The organism is Pseudomonas monachiensis, from assembly GCF_047345015.1.
Lineage (GTDB): Bacteria > Pseudomonadota > Gammaproteobacteria > Pseudomonadales > Pseudomonadaceae > Aquipseudomonas > Aquipseudomonas monachiensis.
Genome location: NZ_CP178857.1, coordinates 4,301,210 through 4,319,817 on the forward strand (window position 1 = coordinate 4,301,210; position 18,608 = coordinate 4,319,817).

An 18,608-nucleotide genomic window follows, 5' to 3' on the forward strand; every position below is an offset into this window, starting at 1 on the left:
CAAGCGCTCCGGGTCATCCACCCTGCGCCTTCATGCGTCGGCGCCCTGGAGCAATCTTTACGTTAACGTCAGGGCTATGGCAAGTGCCGTAGGGCGCTTATGGACCGCGTTATCGTTCATCGCGAGCAAGCTCGCTCCCACAGTTGACCGAGGTGAACCGCATATTTGCGTTCAACACCGACCAGTGTGGGAGCGAGCTTGCTCGCGATAGCAATCTTCCAGACGCTGTCAAACTCAGAGCTGCCAAACCTCAGGCCCGACAAAAAACGCCTTGGCATTATCCTCCAGACTCTCCAGGTGATACCCGCCCTCCTGCACGATCAGGCACGGCAACCCCAGGCTGCGAATTCGCTCACCGAGCACGCCGAACCCTTCGCGGGTCACCGCCACCTTGCTCTGCGGGTCCAGTTCGAAAATATCGAAGCCCAGGGACAGCACCAGTACCTCGGCGCCAAAGTCCGTCACCGCCTTCAGCGCCACCTCCAATTGCCCGAGAAAATCCGCCTCGCTGGCGCCATGGGCCATCGGCAGGTTGAGGTTGAAACCCTCGCCCGCCCCGACACCACGCTCATCGGCAAAACCTGCGACGCCCGGATAGAAGTTGGTCGGATCGCCATGCACCGAGACGTAGAGCACGTCTTCGCGATCGTAGAAAATCTCCTGAATCCCCTGGCCGTGGTGCATGTCGGTATCCAGCACCGCTACCCGCGAGAACCCGGCACGCAAGACCTGCGCCGCCACCGCCGCGTTGTTCACATAACAGAAACCACCCGCTGCTTCGGCCCGGGCGTGATGACCCGGTGGACGGCACAGGGCATAGGCTGCCGGCTCGCCATCGAGCAATGCCCGGGCGCCGGCGATGGCGCTTTGCGCCGACCAGTAGGCCGAACGCCAGGTCTGCTCGCCCACCGGGCAGCTGCCATCGGCCAGATAGCACGCGGCTTGCGCGAGAATCCCGCGCAGGGCATTGAGCTCGCGGACAAAGATGTTCGACATCACTTCGTCGCCCCAATCCTCGGGAATCTCTTTCCAGCGCTGATGGGCCTCCTGCAAGAACCTCAGGTACGGTGCGCCGTGCACCGCCAGCAGCGGATCGAACCCGGCATCGACCGGTTGCTCGACCTTGAAACCCAATGCATGAGACGCCTGCACCAGGCGCTGCGCACGCTCCGGCACTTCCTGCGGCGTACGCATCTGGCCACGGGAGTAGTAACTGCGAGGATGGTGGAGCAATTGTTCGGGGTGGAAAAAACTGCGCATGGAGTGATTACCTGTCAGTTAACGAAAATCTTGAAACCGGACACGCACTACTGTGGGAGCGGGCCTGCGTTCAGTCGATTTTTTCGGCGCGTGCCAACACCGCGTTGAGCAGCACATCTGTGCCCTGGCGCACATCCTCGGGCAGCACATCTTCGGCTTCGTTGTGGCTCAGGCCGCCCACGCACGGGATGAACACCATGGCCGTCGGGCAGTACCGCGCCAGGTGGATCGCGTCATGTCCGGCGCCGCTGACGATCGATTGCTGAGCGTAGCCCAGGGCGTCCACGGCCTGTTGCACCGCCGCCACGCAGTCCGCGTCGAACGGTGTCGCCGGACTGATCCAGTGCGGGGTGATCGCCAGTGTCAAGCCGCGAGCGTCGGCTATCGCCTGCAGCCGCGCACGGACTTGTTGCTCCATGGCCTCGATGGTTTCATCACGGTGATGACGCAGGTCGACGGTGAAGTTCACCAGACCCGGAATGGTGTTGCGCGACGATTTGTTGATGCTCAACTCACCGACCGTGGTCAGGCCTTCGGGGGCGAAGTCCGCCGCCAGGCTTTCGATGGCCTGGATCATCTGCGCCACACCGTACAGGGCATCCTTGCGCAGGGGCATCGGCGTGGTGCCGGCGTGGGCCGCCATGCCTTCGACCCGTACGTCGAGCCAGCGAATCGCCTGGCCGCCGCTGACCACGCCGATGCTCTTGGCGTTGTCTTCGAGGATCGGCCCTTGTTCGATGTGGGCTTCAAAGTACGCATCCACCGCGCCGCCCAGCGGGCGCTCGCCGGCATAACCGGTGCGTTGCAGCGCCTCGGCGACGCTGATGCCATCGATGTCGCGCACCGCCAGCGCGGCATCCAGCGCCATGATGCCGGTGAACACCGCCGAGCCGAACATCGCCGGGGTGAAGCGCGCGCCTTCTTCGTTGGTCCACACCGCCACCTCCAGCGGCTTGCGGGTCTGGATGCCCAGATCGTTCAGGCAACGCACCACTTCCAGGCCGGCGAGCACGCCGTACACGCCATCGAACCGCCCGCCTTCGGGCTGGGTGTCGAGGTGGCTGCCCATCATCACCGGTGCTGCGTCAGGGTCGGTGCCGACGCGGCGGGCGAACAGGTTGCCGATGGCATCCACGCTCAGGGTCATGCCGACTTCGCGGCACCAGTGGGCAAAGAGTTCGCGGCCGGCCTTGTCCTCGTCGCTCAAGGCCAGGCGGCAGCTGCCGCCACGGGTGGTGGCGCCGATTTCGGCCATCGCCATCAGACTCGCCCAGAGGCGTTCACCATTGATCTTCAACATGTGTTTCTCCAGGAAATTCAGCTCAGGCCTTGGCCAGTTCCATACGTTCAGCACTGGCATGGCGACGGGCAAGGGACAGCACACACAGCAGCGAAGTCGCGGCAATCAGGCTGTAGAACACCGCCATCGGCCACCACTGGCCGGCGAATCTGTGCGCCAGCATCGTGCCGATCAGCGGCGTCAGGCCACCGGCCAGCGCGCCGCAAATCTGGTACGCCAGGGAAATCGCGGTGTAGCGCACACGGGTCTCGAACATACCGCTGACGTAACCGGCAATCACCGCGTAGAACGACGCCATGCACACCACCGCCAACGCAATGCCGAGGATGATCAGCGGCGCCTGGGCCGAACTGACCAGCACGAACATCGGGTACGGCGAGGCCATGGCCAGCAGCGAGACCAGGCACAGGAAGCGGGTCGCGCCAATCTTCTCGGCGACCCAGGCCGCCAGCGGCTGAATGCAGAACTGGATGATCGCGACGACGAACAGGCACTCCAGGATCAATGAGCGCGGCAGCTCGAGTTGCTGGGTGGTGTAGGCGATCATGAAGGTGTTGGTGAAATACACCCCGGCGATCCCCAGGGTGTTGGCGCCGATGCACAGCAGCAATGGACGCCACGCTGTGCGCAGCACTTCCATGACCGGCGCCTGCTCCTTGCGCTGGCTTTTGCCGGCCTGCTCGCGGCTGGCAAGAAACTCCGGCGATTCATTGACCCCCAGGCGAATCGCCAGGCCCACCAGCAGTAACAGCGAACTGGCGAGGAACGGCAAGCGCCAGCCCCAGCTCATCAGGTCCTCTTCCGGTAACCGGGTGACGGCGCTGAAGGCCAGCAGCGACAGGATCAAACCCGCCGGGCTGCCCAGTTGCGCAAACGAGGCGAAGAAATTGCGCCGGCCTTTCGGCGCATGCTCGCCGGCCATCAACACCGCACCGCCCCACTCGCCACCCACGGCGATGCCCTGGACGATACGCAGCACAATCAGCAGCACCGGCGCAGCGGCGCCGATTTGCCCGTAGGTCGGCAGCAAACCGATGCACACCGTGACCACGCCCATCATCAACAAGGTGATGATCAGCGACTTCTTGCGGCCGATGCGGTCACCGATATGACCGAAGACAATCCCGCCCAACGGCCGCGCAAAGAAACCCACGGCAAAGGTGCCGAAAGCGGCCATGGTGCTGAACAGTTTGTCGTCGGAGGGGAAGAACAGCGCGCCGAACACCAGCGCGGCGGCGGTGGCATAGATGTAAAAGTCGTACCACTCGATCATGGTGCCAATGAAGGCAGCGGCTGCCGCACGGCGCGGCTGGGACGAAGCGGGAGGCTTCATGGGGGGACTCCTTTGGTTATTTTTCTGGCAGGAGAGAAACGGCAAATCCTCGGCGCTCTGGCGGCGCCGGTCTGGGGATGATTTTTCGTTTCGGGACCATGATTAGTCAATTTTCTATTTATTATTCGAAGTATTACTACAATTTATAATCGAAGGTGGCAGCCAAATGCGGCGTGCAACGCCCAGGCGTAGGCGTTCAGCAGAAAGTAAACGATGTCACCAGCATCCAGGATGTGCGAACCAAACCATGAGTCTGGTGCCACAACCTGCACCTGCGTGAGATTTCGGCACCCATGCAGCAAGCCGCCCTGGCTGAAAAAAAAGGGAGGGCATCCAATGCCCTCCCCCTCCGTCGTCCACACGCTCCCTGCGACAGTCCTTGCCAGGACCTCAAGAGGCCAGAATGAAGTCTGTGGCCGAGATGGTGTTTGGATCCCCCACACCTACCAGGGTGATGTTGCCAGCCGCGAAGCTGAGCATCGTATCCGCACCGAGATCAACGATGTTGAAACTGCTGCCAAAGGTCGCTGCCGTGATGTTGAGCGCGGCGATATTGAGCAGATCCTGGCCTCCCGCCGCGTCGGTATCGAAGCCGAGGATCCGGTCATTGCCGAAGCCCGCGGCGAACACGAAGATATCGTCGCCACTGGCGGCATTCATCGTGTCGTTGCCCGCACCGCCCGCAACACTATCGTTGCCGGCACCACCATCGAGGTTGTCGTTGCCCAGGCCGCCCAACAATGTGTCGTTGCCGCCGGCGCCGTTGAGGGTGTCATTGCCCACCCCACCGGTCATGACGTTGTTCGACGCGTTGCCGGTGCCGACGAAGTTGCCGACTCCGGTGAAGAGCAGGTGCTCGGCATTGGCGCCCAGTGTGTAACTGGCCAGCGAGGTCTGTACGGAGTCCTCACCGCTGCCCGCCAACTCGACAACCGCGTCCGCGGCTGAATCGACGCGGTAGGTATCGTTGCCGATGCCGCCTTCCATCCGGTCAGCCCCCGCATCGCCACTGAGGACGTCATTGCCCAGGCCACCCAGCAAGGTGTCGTTGCCGCCAGCGCCGTTGAGGGTGTCATTACCCACCCCACCGGTCATGGTGTTGTTCGACGCGTTGCCGGTGCCGACGAAATTGCCAACGCCGGTGGAGAGCAGGTGCTCGACATTGATGCCCAGTGTGTAGCTGGCCAATGTCGTCTGCACGGAATCGGCACCTTCACCCGCCACCTCGACCACCAGGTCCCCGGCGGAATCGACGCGGAAGGTATCGTTGCCGGTTCCACCGACCATCCGGTCATTACCCGTGCCGCCCGTGAGGACGTCGTTGCCGGCGCCACCCAGCAAGGTGTCGTTGCCGCCAGCGCCGTTGAGGCTGTCATTACCCGCCCCACCGGTGATGACGTTGTTCAACGCGTTGCCGGTACCGGTGAAGTTGCCGGTTCCGGTGAAGAGCAGATGCTCGACATTGGCGCCCAGCGTGTAACTGGCCAGCGTGGTCTGTACCGAGTCGGCCCCCTCACCCGCCGTCTCGACCACCAGGTCCCCGGCGGAATCGACGCGGTAGGTGTCGTTGCCGGCTCCACCGGCCATCCGGTCATTACCCGCACCGCCAGTGAGGACGTCATTGCCCAGGCCACCCAGCAAGGTGTCGTTGCCGGCTCCGCCGTTGAGGGTGTCATTACCCACCCCACCGGTGATGACGTTGTTCAACGCGTTGCCGGTGCCGACAAAGTTGCCGACTCCGAGGTAGAGCAGATGCTCGACATTGGCGCCCAGTGTGTAACTGGCCAGCGTGGTCTGTACGGAATCCTGCCCCTCACCCGTCAACTCGAGCACCACGTCCCCGATTGAATCGACGCGGTAGGTATCGTTGCCGGTTCCGCCCAGCATCTGGTCATTACCCGCACCGCCATTGAGGAAGTCGTTGCCCGCGTCACCATTGAGGATATCGTTGCCGCCCAAGGCATTCAGGATATCGTTGCCATCACCTCCGCTGGCCACGTCGTCGCCTGCCGTACCGTTCCATATATCGGCACCGGCGGTACCGACAAACACATCACTGACCACTGTCGTTGCGGCAGAAGTCACGCGCTCAAGCGTGCCCAGGTCATCGGCGTAACTCGCGACGACACGCAGTTGCTGACCAACCTGCGCCTGGTCGGGCGTGAAGGTCGTGCCGGTCGCACCGGCGATGTCGGCAAAGATCGCACCGCTCCCCACCTGCCACTGATGGCTGATCACCGAGGTCGTGGTCCCGTTGGCGTCGGTGAACGCATCCGTTGCGGTCAAGGCCGAGCCTTCCGCCGGGGTCGTATCGCTGATCAGCACCGTTCCGACCGGCAGGACATTGACGGTGCCGGTGCCGGCAGGTGTGATCGGTGCGGTCGGCGCCGAGAACACCTCCTCCAGCACGCCATTGGCGTCCTTGTAGACCGCCCTGACGCGCAGCGCCAGCCCGGCTGCCACGACGAGTTCCGGTATGGCCGGCACGGCACCAATGAGGGTCGCCGGTGGTGGCACCCTGAGTTCCGAGCCCACCGTGACAGTCGTGCCCTCTGCGCGCGCGACCTCTCCGGCGGCAAAGAACGTGATGTCTTCGAAGACGCCCGAGCCCGGGCGCGCCTCGAACTGCCAGAAGAAACTGATGGGCCCGGCGATCGCGCCTCCGGTCGCGCTATTGTCAGCATCCGTGATGTCTGCCGCCGAGACCGTCAGCACCTGGCCGACGGCGGGCGTGGGATCGTCGATCCTCAGCGAACCGACGGGCGCCGAATTCAAACCGCCGAGCACGACCGCTTGATCGGAGAACTGCAACCGCTCGATATTGCTGAGGGTGTCGGTCCCATCCCTGCCAGCGACATTGTCGGTGACCGTCACGGTGCCGTTGACGTTGTTGACCACGGTGTAATCCGCCAGATTGCCGGAGAACAACGCCGTGTCGAAGTCGGGACCGGCCGCCGTCAGGATTTCACGGACGATCTGGAGCTGGCCAGGGTTATAGGTGCCGTTCATCATGAGCGGAACCAGCGGTGTCAAGCTGTCGAAGCTGGCGATTTCCGGCCCGGTGCCATCGATGTTCTGCCGCACACTGATGCGCACGTTGAGCCACTTGTCGCCGTCAATGAGGTCATCGCCGCCACGGCCCGCGATGACGTCGCTGCCGTCGCCACCCAGGATGATGTTGCCCCCGTCGAACTTATCGTCGGCTGTACCGGCGATGCCATCCGCGCCGTTGCCGGCGCTGCCAACGAGGTCCCGCAGACCGCTGATGAGGTCGAAGTTGGTGAGCACGCTGCCCTTGGCGCCGGCGATGGCGAGCAAATCGGCAGTGGAGTCATCGCCGCCGAGGAAATCGGCGTGGGACGATCCTGACATTCCTTCCACCAGGTCCAACCGGGCAAGGATCGACGCGGTGGAGCCAGGCACTGCCGGTTGATCGAAGAAGCGCAGCCTGGAGTTCAGGTCCATGGTCACGCCGACCTGATCGTCCTTGTAGGTCGCCCAGTCATAACCCGAGAACCCGATGAAACGGTCCGCCTCGCTGGGGCTGCCGACCATGATGTCATCACCGCCCTCTCCGTCGAAGTTGTCCGGTCCGCCATCGCCCAGGAAGACGTCGTTGCCATTGATCGGATCGTTTCCGAATGGGTCGAAGTTATCGCCGGCAACGCCATCGGCGGATCCACCCTGGATCCAGTCATCGCCTTCGCCACCGCGCGCGAACTCGTTGGCCTTGCTGCCAAGGATAAAGTCGTTGCCCAGGCCGCCGCTGCTGTCGGCCGCGTCTTCGCCGGTAACGATGAAGTCCTGGCCAGCCTGGCCAAGGATCAGGTTGAGGCCATTGCCACCCTGGATGACGTCGTTGCCGTCTTCGCCGTGGATGACGTCGTCGCCGCCCATGTCCGTGATGATGTCGTCACCGGTACCGCCAAATAGCTGGTCGTTGCCGTAGCCGCCATCGATCCGATCGTTACCGGCATCGCCATAGACCGTGTCGTCGTCCGAGTCGCCGGCAATGAGGATGTCGTTGCCGGGCGTACCGCCCAATACGACCGTATCGGCACCGGTGTAGTGCAGGTAGTTGGTATCCGGCCCCGCCGTGGCGGGGTTGTCGCGGATCACCAGTGGCGTGAGGAAGTCAGTGCGTGGTGAGCCAATCGGGTGGTCCGACGGGCCAAACGGATCGGCATTGGCCGGCAGATCGTCGAGGGTGCCGACAATACCGTCGGGACCGGCAATCACACTCGGGTTGTACTGGTTCGCCTGATTGACCTCCAGAGTGTAGGCCGGCGTCAGGAAAACCCTGGCCGAGAGGTGTGTTGCGTCGGTATTGGCCATCACCAGATTGGCGAACGTGTTGTTCTCAAGTTCCGCGCCAAAGTCCATCGAGGCGGTGCGTTCCAGATAATAGAAGCGGTCGCCGTCCTGGAGTTTCTCCATCTGGTTCTCGAAGACGAAGTTGAAAGTCGAGCCGAGCATGCCGCCAAAGGGCATCTTCTCCTCGGCCAGCCCGCCAACCCAGAAGTCGACATCATCCAGACCGGTGATGGTCACATCGTCTGCCGTGTGCAGTACGCCGTCCGCACCAGCGTTGCTGGCCCAGGCACCCGTGCTGTTGAGGAAGTCGACACGGTCGGCGGGTGCGGTCGCGCCGCCGAACACCAGGTCCGCAGCCGCGGCGCGCTTGTCCGCCAGCGTGGTGGCGCCGGTGATGGTCGCGTGCGTGCCGTAGGCGGCGATGAAGTTGACCAGCGATTCCGGATGCTTCATGTGCTGCACGAAATCCGCCCAACTGGTGTAGGGCTTGAGCTCTGCGTCACCGGTGGGCCCATAGAACTCGCGCCGCGCCGCGTTCAGGGACGGAATGCCGGTATCGCGACCGCGCGCCAGGTTGATGGCGGGCAGATCGAGTGGCAGTCCCAGCAGGTTGTTGCGCAGGGCTTCGGTGACGAACTCGTCGATCTCATTGCCCACCTGGCGTGTCACGCCGCGCACGATGGCACCGGCCGCCTCCTCCGGAGTGGCGCCGCTGCTTGCGAACTCGAGCGGGTTGAGGAAGGCCTGGATCAGCCCGATATCGCTCGACGCGAAGTTCGGATCCAGCCGGTCGACCTGCTCCAGCAGCATCGAGTGCCCGAAGCGATAGACGGTGTGTGCGAACTCGGCAACGATGCTCGGATCGATCGCGGTGTCGTACACCTGGCCCGGGGCGAAGAACGGATCGACCATCGGCTGGATGGTGCGCGCGAACTCTTCGAACACCAGGTGCTGGTACTGCATCTCGGTGCCGAACTTCGCGGTCTGGAACAGGCGCTCGCCGTTCCAGTCAAGGGTCGAGGTGTCGGCGGGTACGGCAGTGACAGGCGTCAGCAGCCACTCGTTCAGGAACGACACATCGCCACTTGCCGCTGTCGCCAGGACCACCGCCATGGTGTGATCGACCAGGCGGTTGTGCTCATGGTGGAAGATCGAATGGACGGTGGTCAGGCCGATGTTCTCGTTGACCCGGCCGTCGCCGGCAATGTAGTGCGCGTCCAGCAGTTCGTTGTCGTAGAAGCCCGCCGCAGGTGTACCGCCAACGACATTGTCCGCATCGGGCAGGAGTGCCGCGCCGGTCTGGTCGTCCACCGGCACCGCGGTGTGCGCGATGTCGTTGAGGAAGGCATGGCCGGTGCGCGCGGCGTTGACCAGGCTGATGGGCGCGGCCGGATTGCCTTCAACCAGCACATCATCGGCCGTGCCGGCAATGCCGTCCGCGCCCTTCATTACCACCTGCGGAAAACCGTTCGGACCCTTGATGAAATTGCCGTAGGCGTCAGTCGCCAGCAATGGCACGTTGTCGAAATCGGCATCGGTGAGATTGATGCCGAGCAGATCATGGGCTTGCGCCTTGACCACCTTCCAGGTGGCCATGCCACCGATCCCGACGTCGTCGGCCGTACCGAACACGCCATCGGCGCCCAGATCACGATTTTCGATCAACTTGCCGGTGGCCACCGGATCGCCCGTTGCGTTGAGCTCATAGGCACGCAGGAACACCTGGTGCGAAGGATGCGAGCTGTACGTCTGGTTCTGGTCGACAAACGGCGAGGTGGTGTTGGTGTTCTCGTGGATGTCATCGGCCGTGCCCAGGATGCCGTCGGGGCCGGGCTGATTGGTCGCGCGCGTCAGCACCATGAAGTTGGTCGGGCTACCGGGCACGAACAGCGGGTCATCCGGCTGCAGCGGAACGAACACAGTGCCCGACCCACCCTTGGTGACGAGGTCCAGGCCATGATCGAAGAACTGGCCGAAGAACGTCATCCATTGGTTGAAGGGTGCGGTCAGGCCCGCGTCGGGGCTCACGTTCGGGTCGAAGAAAGTCTGGAACGTCGTGCCGTCAGTACGGGTTCCGGTCACCACCTGCGCACCGGCCTTGAGGACATCGTCAGCAGTGCCGAGGACACCATCAAGACCCGGATCGAAGGTGGCCGCGACCGCCGCCGGGTTGTTGGCGGTCTGGTCGACGATCAGGTTGCTGATGGTGCGCGGCTGCGAGTCGATTACCAGGCCGCTGGTCTGGGTGTAGCTGGTGCCGGCATCGGCCGGGCGGAAGTCCGGTGTGGTCAGGCGCGGGAATACGTTATCGGCGGCACCGAACTCGGGATGGAGCAGGTTGTTTTCCGTCCCTTCGACGGTACGCAATCCGAACGGCATCCGGATATTGGGGAGCAACGAGTTCAGGTTCTCACCGGCCGCGTGGTGTTCCGCCAGCTTGATCTGGTCAAGGATGAACGCCAGGTCGGCTTGCGTGTAGCGCACACCGTTGCTGGGAGCCGTGGTCTGTGGATCGATCAGCGAAGGCGCCGCTGCAGGGGTCGGCGCCCCGGCCACTACGGCCGTGGTCGGTGCCGAGAATACCTGCTCGGTCACGCCATGATCGTCCGCATAGATGCCTTTGACGCGAATTGCCAGGCCGGCAAGATCCGACGTCACCGTGAACGTGGGCGCGTCCGCCCTCACAAATCCGATACCGATGCGGCCTGGCCCGAGGATGATGTCCTCGAAGACGCCCGAGCCCGGTGCGGCTTCAAACTGCCATACGTAACTGATGGAATTGTGGATCGCCCCGCCTGCGTTGTCGCCATCGGTGAGGCCTGCCGCCGACACGGTCAGTATCTGGCCAACGGTCGGTGCAGTGTTATCCACCGTCAGCGCCCCCACCGGCTCAGCGTTGAGCCCGGGCACGAGGACCATGGACTGATCGGAGAACTGCAGCCGTTCGATGTGGGTGAGACGGTCGGTTTCTTCCTTGCCGACATTGTCGGTCACGGTAACGATGTCGTCGGTGAAATCGAGCGCAGTGCCGTTATCGTTGACGGTGACTGAGTAGTTCGCCAGCGGGCCCATGAAATTGACGGTGTCGAAGCCGCCCACGCCTGGCAGGATCTCACGCACGGCGACGAGCTGGCCGGGATTGTAGGTGCCGTTCAGCATGAGCGGGATCATCGGCGTCATGCTGTCGAAGCTGGCGATCTCCGGCCCGGAGCCATCCACGTTCTGACGCACGCTGATGCGCACGTTGAGCCAACTGTCGCCGTCGATGAGGTCGCTGCCGCCACGGCCTTCGATGATGTCGCTGCCATCGCCGCCGAGGATGATGTTACCCGCGCCGAACTGATCGTCGGCCGTCCCCCCGATACCGTCGGCACCGAAACCGGCGCTGCCAACGAAAGCCCGCAGGCCGCTGACGAGATCGAAGTTGGTGAGGATGCTGCCCCTGGCCGTGACGTTGGCGATGATGGCCGCGTTTTGTTCATCGCCGCGCAGGAAGTCGGCGAAGGCCGACCCCGACAGGCCCTCCACTTCCGCGAACCGGTCATAGACCGAATCGGGCGATTGCGCCACTGCGCCCACGATATTGCCAGCGGCATCGGGCACCGCGTGATACGGACTGAAGAAGGGAACGACCATGTCGACGGTCACGCCGTACTTGTCGTTCTTGTAGGTGGTCCAGTCGAACCCGGACATGCCGTCCATCTTGTCCTGTGCGTCGCTGGCGACGAAGGTGTCGTCGCCGCCTTCACCAATCATTTCATCGAATCCACCGGTGCCAATGAAGATGTCGTTGCCGGGCACGTCGTCGGACAATGTTGGGCTCGCGTTATCGCCGGGCGCACCGTCCTGGGTGCCGCCCTCGATCCAGTCATCGCCTTCGTTGCCGGTCGGCGCGAGGTTGACCTTGGAGCCGAGGATGAAATCGTCGCCCGCGCCGGCGAACGTCAGGGTGATGTCTTCGGTGGTGATGATGAAATCCTTGCCCGCGCCGCCGTGGACCAGGTTGTTGCCGGCGAGGGTCGAGTTACCGACCTGGATGACGTCGTTGCCGTCCTCGCCGTGGATGACGTCGTCGCCGCCCATGTCCGTGATGATGTCGTCACCGGCGCCGCCAAAGAGGTTGTCGTTACCGTAGCCGCCGTCGATCCGGTCGTTGCCGGCATCGCCATAGACAGTGTCGTCGTCCGAGTCGCCGGCAATGAGGATGTCGTCGCCAGCCGTACCTCCCAGCACGACCGTATCGCCGCCGGTGTAGTGCAGGTAGTTGGTATCCGGGCCCACTGTGTCGGGGTTGTCGCGAATCACCAGCGGCGTGATACGGTCAATCCGTGGTGAACCAATCGGGTGCTCCGACGGGCCAAAGGGGTCGGCGTTGGCTGGCAGATCGTCAACCGTGCCGACGATGCCGTCCGGGCCGGCCACCACGCTCGGGTTGAACTGGTGCGTCGGGTCGACCTCCAGGGTGAAGGCCGGCGTCTGGAATATGTTGGCCGGCAGGTGTACTGCGTCGCTGTTGAGCATCACCAGGTTGGCGAACGAATTGTTCTCAAGCTCAGTGCCGAAGTTGAGTCCTGCGGTGCGGGCCAGGTAGTAGAGACGGTCGCCATTCTGCAGGTTTTCCAACTGGGTTTCGAAGACGAAGTTGAAGCTCGAACCCAGCAGGCCGCCAAAGGGCATCTTCTCTTCGGCCAGGCCGCCGATCCAGAAGTCGATGGCGTCCAGGCCGGTGATGGTCACATCGTCGGCGGTGTGCAGAATACCGTCCGCACCGGCGTTGCTGGCCCAGGCGCCGCTACTGTTGAGGAAGTCCAGGCGATCAGCCGGCGCCGTGGCGCTGCCAAGCACGAGATCCGCGGCCGCGGCGCGCTTGTCCGCCAGCGTCGTAGCACTCGTGATGGTTGAATGGGTGCCGTAGGCGGCGATGAAATTGATCAGCGATTCCGGATGCTTCATGTGCTGCACGAAATCGGCCCAGCTCGTGTAGGGGGTCAACTGGCTGTCGCCGGTCATGTGGTAGAACTCGCGCCGCGCCGCGTTCAGCGACGGGATGCCGGTGTCTCGGCCGCGCGCCAGGTTGAGTGCGGCAAGGTCGAGCGGCAGGCCGACCAGATTGTTGCGCACAGCATCAGTGACAAACTCGTCGATCTCGTTGCCGACTTGCCGCGTGACGCCGCGCACGATGGCGCCTGCCGCCTCCTCAGGGGTGGGGCCGCTGGCAGCAAACGCGAGCGGGTTGAGGAAGGCCGCGATCAGGCCGGTCTGTTGATTGCCCGGGTCAACCGGATTGCCGTCGCCAACGACATTGAAGTTGGGGTCGAAACGATCGACCGTCTCCAGCAGCATCGAGTGGCCGAAGCGAAAGACCGTGTGCGCGAACTCGGCGACGATCGCCGGATTGACCGTGGTGTCGTTGCCCATGGGCGCCAGGAAGACGTCCACTTGCGGCTGGATGGTGCGCGCGAACTCCTCGAACACCAGGTGTTGGTACTGCATCTCGGTGCCGAACTTGGCCGCCTGGAACAACCGCTCGCCGTTCCAGTGCAGGGCCGCGATGTCGGCCGGCGTCGCTGGCAGCGCTGTCAGTTGGGCGTCGGGCATCAGCCACTTGTTCAGGAAATCGAGGTCGGCGGAGGCCAGCACCGTATCCTTGGTCTGCTCAACCAGCCGGTTGTGTTCGCTGTGGAAGATGGAATGCACCGTGGTCAGGCCGATGTTCTCGTTGACGCGGCCATCGCCGGCGATGTAGTGCTTGTCGAGCAGCTCGTTGTCGTAGGTGCCGGGTGCTTGCGGGCCGCCAATGACGGTGTCCGCGTCAGCCACCAGCCCCCCGGTCGGATCGGCGCTGTGGGCGATGTCGATCAGGAACTGGTGGCCGGTGCGCACGGCGTTCGTCAGGCTGATTGGCGCGGCCCGATTACCCTCGACGAGCACATCATCGGCCGTACCGGCAATGCCATCCGCGCCCATCATCACGACTTGGGGAAGGCCGTTAGGCCCCTTGATGAAGTTGCCGTAAGCATCGGTTGCCAGCAGCGGAACGTTGAACACATCGGCATCGGTCAAGTTGATGCCGAGCAGATCTCGGGCCTGAGCCTTGACGATTGCCCAGGTGGCCATGCCGCCGATTTCGACGTCATCAGCGGTGCCGAAATGCCCATCGACACCCAGGTCGCGATTGGTGATCAGCTTGCCAGTGGCCACCGGATCGCCAGTGGCGTTGAGCTCATAGGCACGCAGGAACACCTGGTGCGAGGGATGCGAGCTGTAGGTCTGGTTCTGGTCGACAAAGGGAGAAGTGGTGTTGCTCTGCTCGTGGATGTCATCGGCGGTGCCCAGGATGCCGTCGGGGCCAGGCAAATTGGTGGCGCGCGTCAGCACCATGAAGTTGGTCGGGCTGCCCGGCACGAAGAGCGGATCGTCGGGCTGCAGCGCAATGAAGACGGTGCCGCTGCCACCCTTGGTGACAAGGTCCAGTCCATGGTCGAAGAACTGGCCAAAGAAAGTCATCCACTGGTTGAACGGCACAGTCAGGCCTGCGTCCGGTGTGATATTGGGAATCTGGAAAACGGCAACGTCGTCGGCGGTACCGAACAGGCCATCCAGGCCGGGGCTGGTGACCAACTGTGAATCCGGATTGGCCGCTGCGGCCGCGACCGCCGCCGGATTGTTGGCGGTCTGGTCCACGATCAGGTTGCTGATGGTGCGCGGCTGCGAGTCGAAGACGGCACCGCTGGTCTGCAGGTAGGAGGTCGGTGTGGTTCCGCCTGGATCGGTGGGGCCGAAGAAGCCGGCCGGCTGGACCTGCGCGGTATTGAACACCGGCGTCGTCATGCGCGGAAAGAAATTGTCGGCGGCACCGAACTGGGGATTGGCCAGGTTGTTGTCGATGCCGGAGACGGTGCGCAGACCGAAGGGGACTTCTACGTTCTGCAGCAAGTCAGCCAGACTCGCGCCAGACGCATTCCGTTCAGCGATGAAAATTTGTTCGAGAATGAACTCAAGATCGGACTTGATGAAGCTGGCCATGGCTGTTTCCTCGATGCTTAACCAATCAGGAAACCACACGCATAAAACACGGCTGCAAACGCGTGGTTGAGTGCTGAACCCCATAAATGAAAATCGAAACTTGAACGACGGGACCTGGTACAACGGCCGCACCGAGCCCCTACTGAATTGCGTGCAATCAGCAGAACTCGACTGAGGATCAATTCCCCATGACAACCGTATTTACAGGCTGGTATTGCGCCTCAAGGAGGCGACGGCCCATGAACCCAGGTTGAATAGAAGGTGCAACTTACTCGCGGCCCCGTCACGTATCGGGGCTCTATGCATCTGTACATGATGCTCTCTCAGGCATAGGGGGCTTGTCACAGATGCCACACATCCAGAGAACAGAGGCATTGGCCGGAATATGCTCGCGAAGATCGCCATATTCCGGGACTTCCTGAGGGGTGATGGCACGGTTCTGCGTCCATGCGGCTTCGTCAACAAGCCTTTTATCCATGAGAAAACTGGCATCGACTACGAATTGACTAGTATGTATTGGAGGCTGACTCCGCACGCTGGGTGGCGGAGCCAGGAAACCATTGGAACCACAGGTTTGGTTCTGATTGAGTGGAGCACCCGCACTGTTGGACTGGAGCGTTTTCTCAACAGAGAATTCAAGTGAAGCGAGTTTGACTTGAATGCCAGGGTGCGAATGGCCGACCACACTATTGGTAATAACCGCCAGCTGTTGTTGCCGGAAATAGCGATTATCCAGATGGATCGAGAATCTTTTTAAACTATTCATCGCGCCTCCCGCCTTCAACCTCAAATGCCAGCTTTACACTCCATTGAAAATGAGTATTGAGGGGCTACCCGGATGTGTACAGAGACAAAAGCCCAATCAAATTCTGAGACCTTGGTCGCAGAATCGGATCAGACCTTGGTCGGATCAGAGGCTGGCCAAACGTCCAGTGGCGGAGGCCCGGGAGGACAGAGCCCCCGTGCGAAATTGCGCCATTTGAGCCGCTCGACCCAGTTCGTAATCTGCGCCGCAATCATTCTGGGCTTGACCATGACGTTCGTTGGAAAGCTCGTAAGCCAGAGTATCGAAGATGCAACGATTCAAACGGCGGCAGAGACGGGCGCGCGTTATATGCAGAACTTTCTCGAACCTTTCGTCCAGGGACTGACCACTGTCAAAGAACTCCCCGATGCAACCATTCAGACCATTGATCACCTGCTGTCCAGCACCTCGTTGAGTACACATGTGGTCTCGGTGAAGATCTGGCTTCCAGACGGCACGATTGTCTACAGCACCGACAAGTCCACGGTGCGGAAAACCTTTCCGACAGAGGAAATCTCACTGGCGCTGACAGGCAAGATCTATACAGAACTGGACAATGATTTTGAGGATGATAATGAGGATGCTTTTGAGCGCAGCCTGAATATTCCGCTCTATGAAATTTTTGCTCCACTGCGCGAAGCCGGTACTGGAAAGATTGTTGCGGTTGGTGAGTTCTACGAAACCGCGGAAGCGTTACAGCGCGAAATCAATAATCTTCGCAAGAAAGTATGGGCGATTGTTGGTGCCGCAACGACGGCCATGCTTTTGTTGTTATTTTTTATCGTTCGGCGTGATGACAAGATAATAAAACAACATGAAACAGCACTTGAATGGCGAATGGATGAGCAAGCCAGGTTGCACTCGAACAATGCCGCCCTTCAGCACAAAGTCACTACAGCCAATCACGAATTCTCCAGAATCAATGAACTCACTCTTCGTCGGATCGGGGCCGATCTTCATGATGGTCCTGCCCAGCTGTTGTCACTTATTCTCCTTCGCCTTGAAGAACTCGAAAATTCACAAGGCGCCTCGGATGAGGAAGTTCTCGAAATGATCAGGCGTGCCGGCGAGGATGCTTTAAACGAAGTGCGGGAAATATCACTCGACCTGGCACTTCCGGAAGTCACTGACCTGACCCTGCACGATGCGCTGGTATTGCTTGCCGAGCGGCACGAAGAGCGAACCGAGACGCGAGTCGAACTGGAGCTTGATGCTCTTCCAGACGATGTACCGATAGCGCATAAAATTTGTATTTACCGCTTCGCCCAGGAAGCGTTGAACAATGCCTATATTCACGCCGGAGGAAAGGGCCAAAAACTCAGCGCCTCTCACTGCGAAGGGCTACTGGAAGTACAAGTCGAGGATGCGGGAGTGGGAATTCCAACCGAAAAACCGAGTGTGCCTGGTCGAGGTAGAACTCATCTGGGCCTTGTCGGCATGCGCTATCGCGTCGAATCCCTCGGCGGAGTATTCATCATTGAATCGGCGCCCCATGCCGGAACCAAAGCCAGGGCGCAGTTCAAAATCTGATCATCCGAGCCAGAATGATCATTGCACCCAAGTAACCGCAAGCGCTTATCGCCCGTTACTTGTCTTACCACTGTCATTCAAGTCGCGGCGTTGAAGAGCACCACATAAGCCAGGTATATGGTCACTCTCCCAATGCCGTCTCACTGCTGCGACTGCCTGTGTCCGGTTACGAACGCGCAGCTTGTACATGACATTCGTCATGTAGTGCTTGATGGTCTTCTCGCAGAGCTCGAGCTTGATCGCAACCTCGCGGTTAGTCAGGCCCTTCGATACCTCCCGGATAACCTGTTCTTCGCGATGGGTCAGCTCGACCTTTTGCTTGTCAGCCGCGTGCTTTCCGAAATTGCTCAATAGCTTGCTGGCAAGCTTGGGTGTAATGAAGGCTTCACCACCGGCAACATTTCTGATGGCTTGTACCAGCTCACGACCGCTTATGCCTTTCAACACATATCCCTGCGCGCCCGCTTCGAGGGCACAATAGGCATCCTCGATGGACTCGGACACTGTCAGCATCAAAATTTTAACTGCCGGCGAAGAAGCTGAGATCGCTCGCACGGCAGCAAAGCTATCGCCCGGCATATTTACATCCATCAGCAATACATCCGGAGCAAAACGAGCGGCAATTTCCAGGGCATCATCGGCAGACGCCCCCTGCTCGACCACCTGAAAGTCAGCGACTTTCTTCAGCGCCATTGTGACCCCATCCCTTAACAGCGGGTGATCATCAACGATGCCAATCTTGATCATGGAACTCATAAGAAGCTCCTCTTAAACGGCGATGGCGCTGCAAGGGGGGTCGTGCGTTTCATTTTTCACCCCTCGCGGCATGCCGAACCTGGCAAGACCCGCGGTCTCCATGATGTCCGGGACGTTACGGGTACCCAAGGGGGGTGCAACTAATGAGCCACTACCGCGGGGCGAAGAAAAAGCCCAGGTTAATTAATAAGCTGTTTCTGAATGCTTCGGACGAGAGAAAGGCTAAGCGGGGAATATTCCTCAAATCAGGTGGTAAGCCCCCGGTTGGGTGGGTGTAATGCCCC

7 protein-coding genes are annotated in these 18,608 nt (G+C 61.4%); 1 reads left to right on the forward strand and 6 read right to left on the reverse strand.

Features of this window, described 5'->3' with window-relative positions; all coding sequences use genetic code 11:
- Positions 1-234: 234 nt before the first annotated feature.
- From ACMDB8_RS19220 to ACMDB8_RS19240, 5 genes are all read right to left on the reverse strand, one after another.
- Positions 235-1,260 carry a histone deacetylase family protein gene (locus tag ACMDB8_RS19220; RefSeq protein WP_409079198.1) on the reverse strand — a complete coding sequence of 342 codons (1,026 nt, stop codon included), beginning with the start codon at positions 1,258-1,260 and terminating at the stop codon, positions 235-237.
- Positions 1,261-1,330: 70 nt separating this feature from the next.
- Positions 1,331-2,560 carry a Zn-dependent hydrolase gene (locus ACMDB8_RS19225; protein WP_056722693.1) on the reverse strand — a complete coding sequence of 410 codons (1,230 nt, stop codon included), beginning with the start codon at positions 2,558-2,560 and terminating at the stop codon, positions 1,331-1,333.
- 22 nt (positions 2,561-2,582) lie between these two features.
- On the reverse strand, positions 2,583-3,893 hold the full coding sequence (locus ACMDB8_RS19230; protein WP_056722695.1) for an MFS transporter: 1,311 nt from the start codon (positions 3,891-3,893) through the stop codon (positions 2,583-2,585).
- Between the two features lie 390 nt (positions 3,894-4,283).
- Positions 4,284-15,233, reverse strand: coding sequence for a peroxidase family protein (locus tag ACMDB8_RS19235; protein ID WP_409079199.1), 10,950 nt, complete (start codon positions 15,231-15,233; stop codon positions 4,284-4,286).
- A 298-nt stretch (positions 15,234-15,531) separates the two neighbouring features.
- Positions 15,532-15,999 (reverse strand): hypothetical protein, encoded by a 468-nt coding sequence (locus ACMDB8_RS19240; RefSeq protein WP_082562905.1) that lies wholly within the window; start codon positions 15,997-15,999, stop codon positions 15,532-15,534.
- Between the two features lie 72 nt (positions 16,000-16,071).
- Here ACMDB8_RS19240 and ACMDB8_RS19245 point away from each other — a divergent pair, with 72 nt between their 5' ends.
- The gene (locus tag ACMDB8_RS19245; RefSeq protein ID WP_409079200.1) at positions 16,072-17,568 is read left to right on the forward strand and encodes a sensor histidine kinase; all 1,497 of its coding nucleotides are present in this window, start codon (positions 16,072-16,074) and stop codon (positions 17,566-17,568) included.
- Positions 17,569-17,613: 45 nt separating this feature from the next.
- Here ACMDB8_RS19245 and ACMDB8_RS19250 read toward each other — a convergent pair whose 3' ends face one another.
- The gene (locus ACMDB8_RS19250; protein WP_409079201.1) at positions 17,614-18,324 is read right to left on the reverse strand and encodes a response regulator; all 711 of its coding nucleotides are present in this window, start codon (positions 18,322-18,324) and stop codon (positions 17,614-17,616) included.
- Positions 18,325-18,608: the final 284 nt, after the last annotated feature.

Coding starts and splice junctions, on each gene's coding strand:
- ACMDB8_RS19220 (WP_409079198.1), bottom strand. CDS start 1,260: ATGCGCAGTTTTTTCCACCCCGAACAATTGCTCCACCATCCTCGCAGT.
- ACMDB8_RS19225 (WP_056722693.1), bottom strand. CDS start 2,560: ATGTTGAAGATCAATGGTGAACGCCTCTGGGCGAGTCTGATGGCGATG.
- ACMDB8_RS19230 (WP_056722695.1), bottom strand. CDS start 3,893: ATGAAGCCTCCCGCTTCGTCCCAGCCGCGCCGTGCGGCAGCCGCTGCC.
- ACMDB8_RS19235 (WP_409079199.1), bottom strand. CDS start 15,233: ATGGCCAGCTTCATCAAGTCCGATCTTGAGTTCATTCTCGAACAAATT.
- ACMDB8_RS19240 (WP_082562905.1), bottom strand. CDS start 15,999: ATGAATAGTTTAAAAAGATTCTCGATCCATCTGGATAATCGCTATTTC.
- ACMDB8_RS19245 (WP_409079200.1), top strand. CDS start 16,072: ATGTGTACAGAGACAAAAGCCCAATCAAATTCTGAGACCTTGGTCGCA.
- ACMDB8_RS19250 (WP_409079201.1), bottom strand. CDS start 18,324: ATGAGTTCCATGATCAAGATTGGCATCGTTGATGATCACCCGCTGTTA.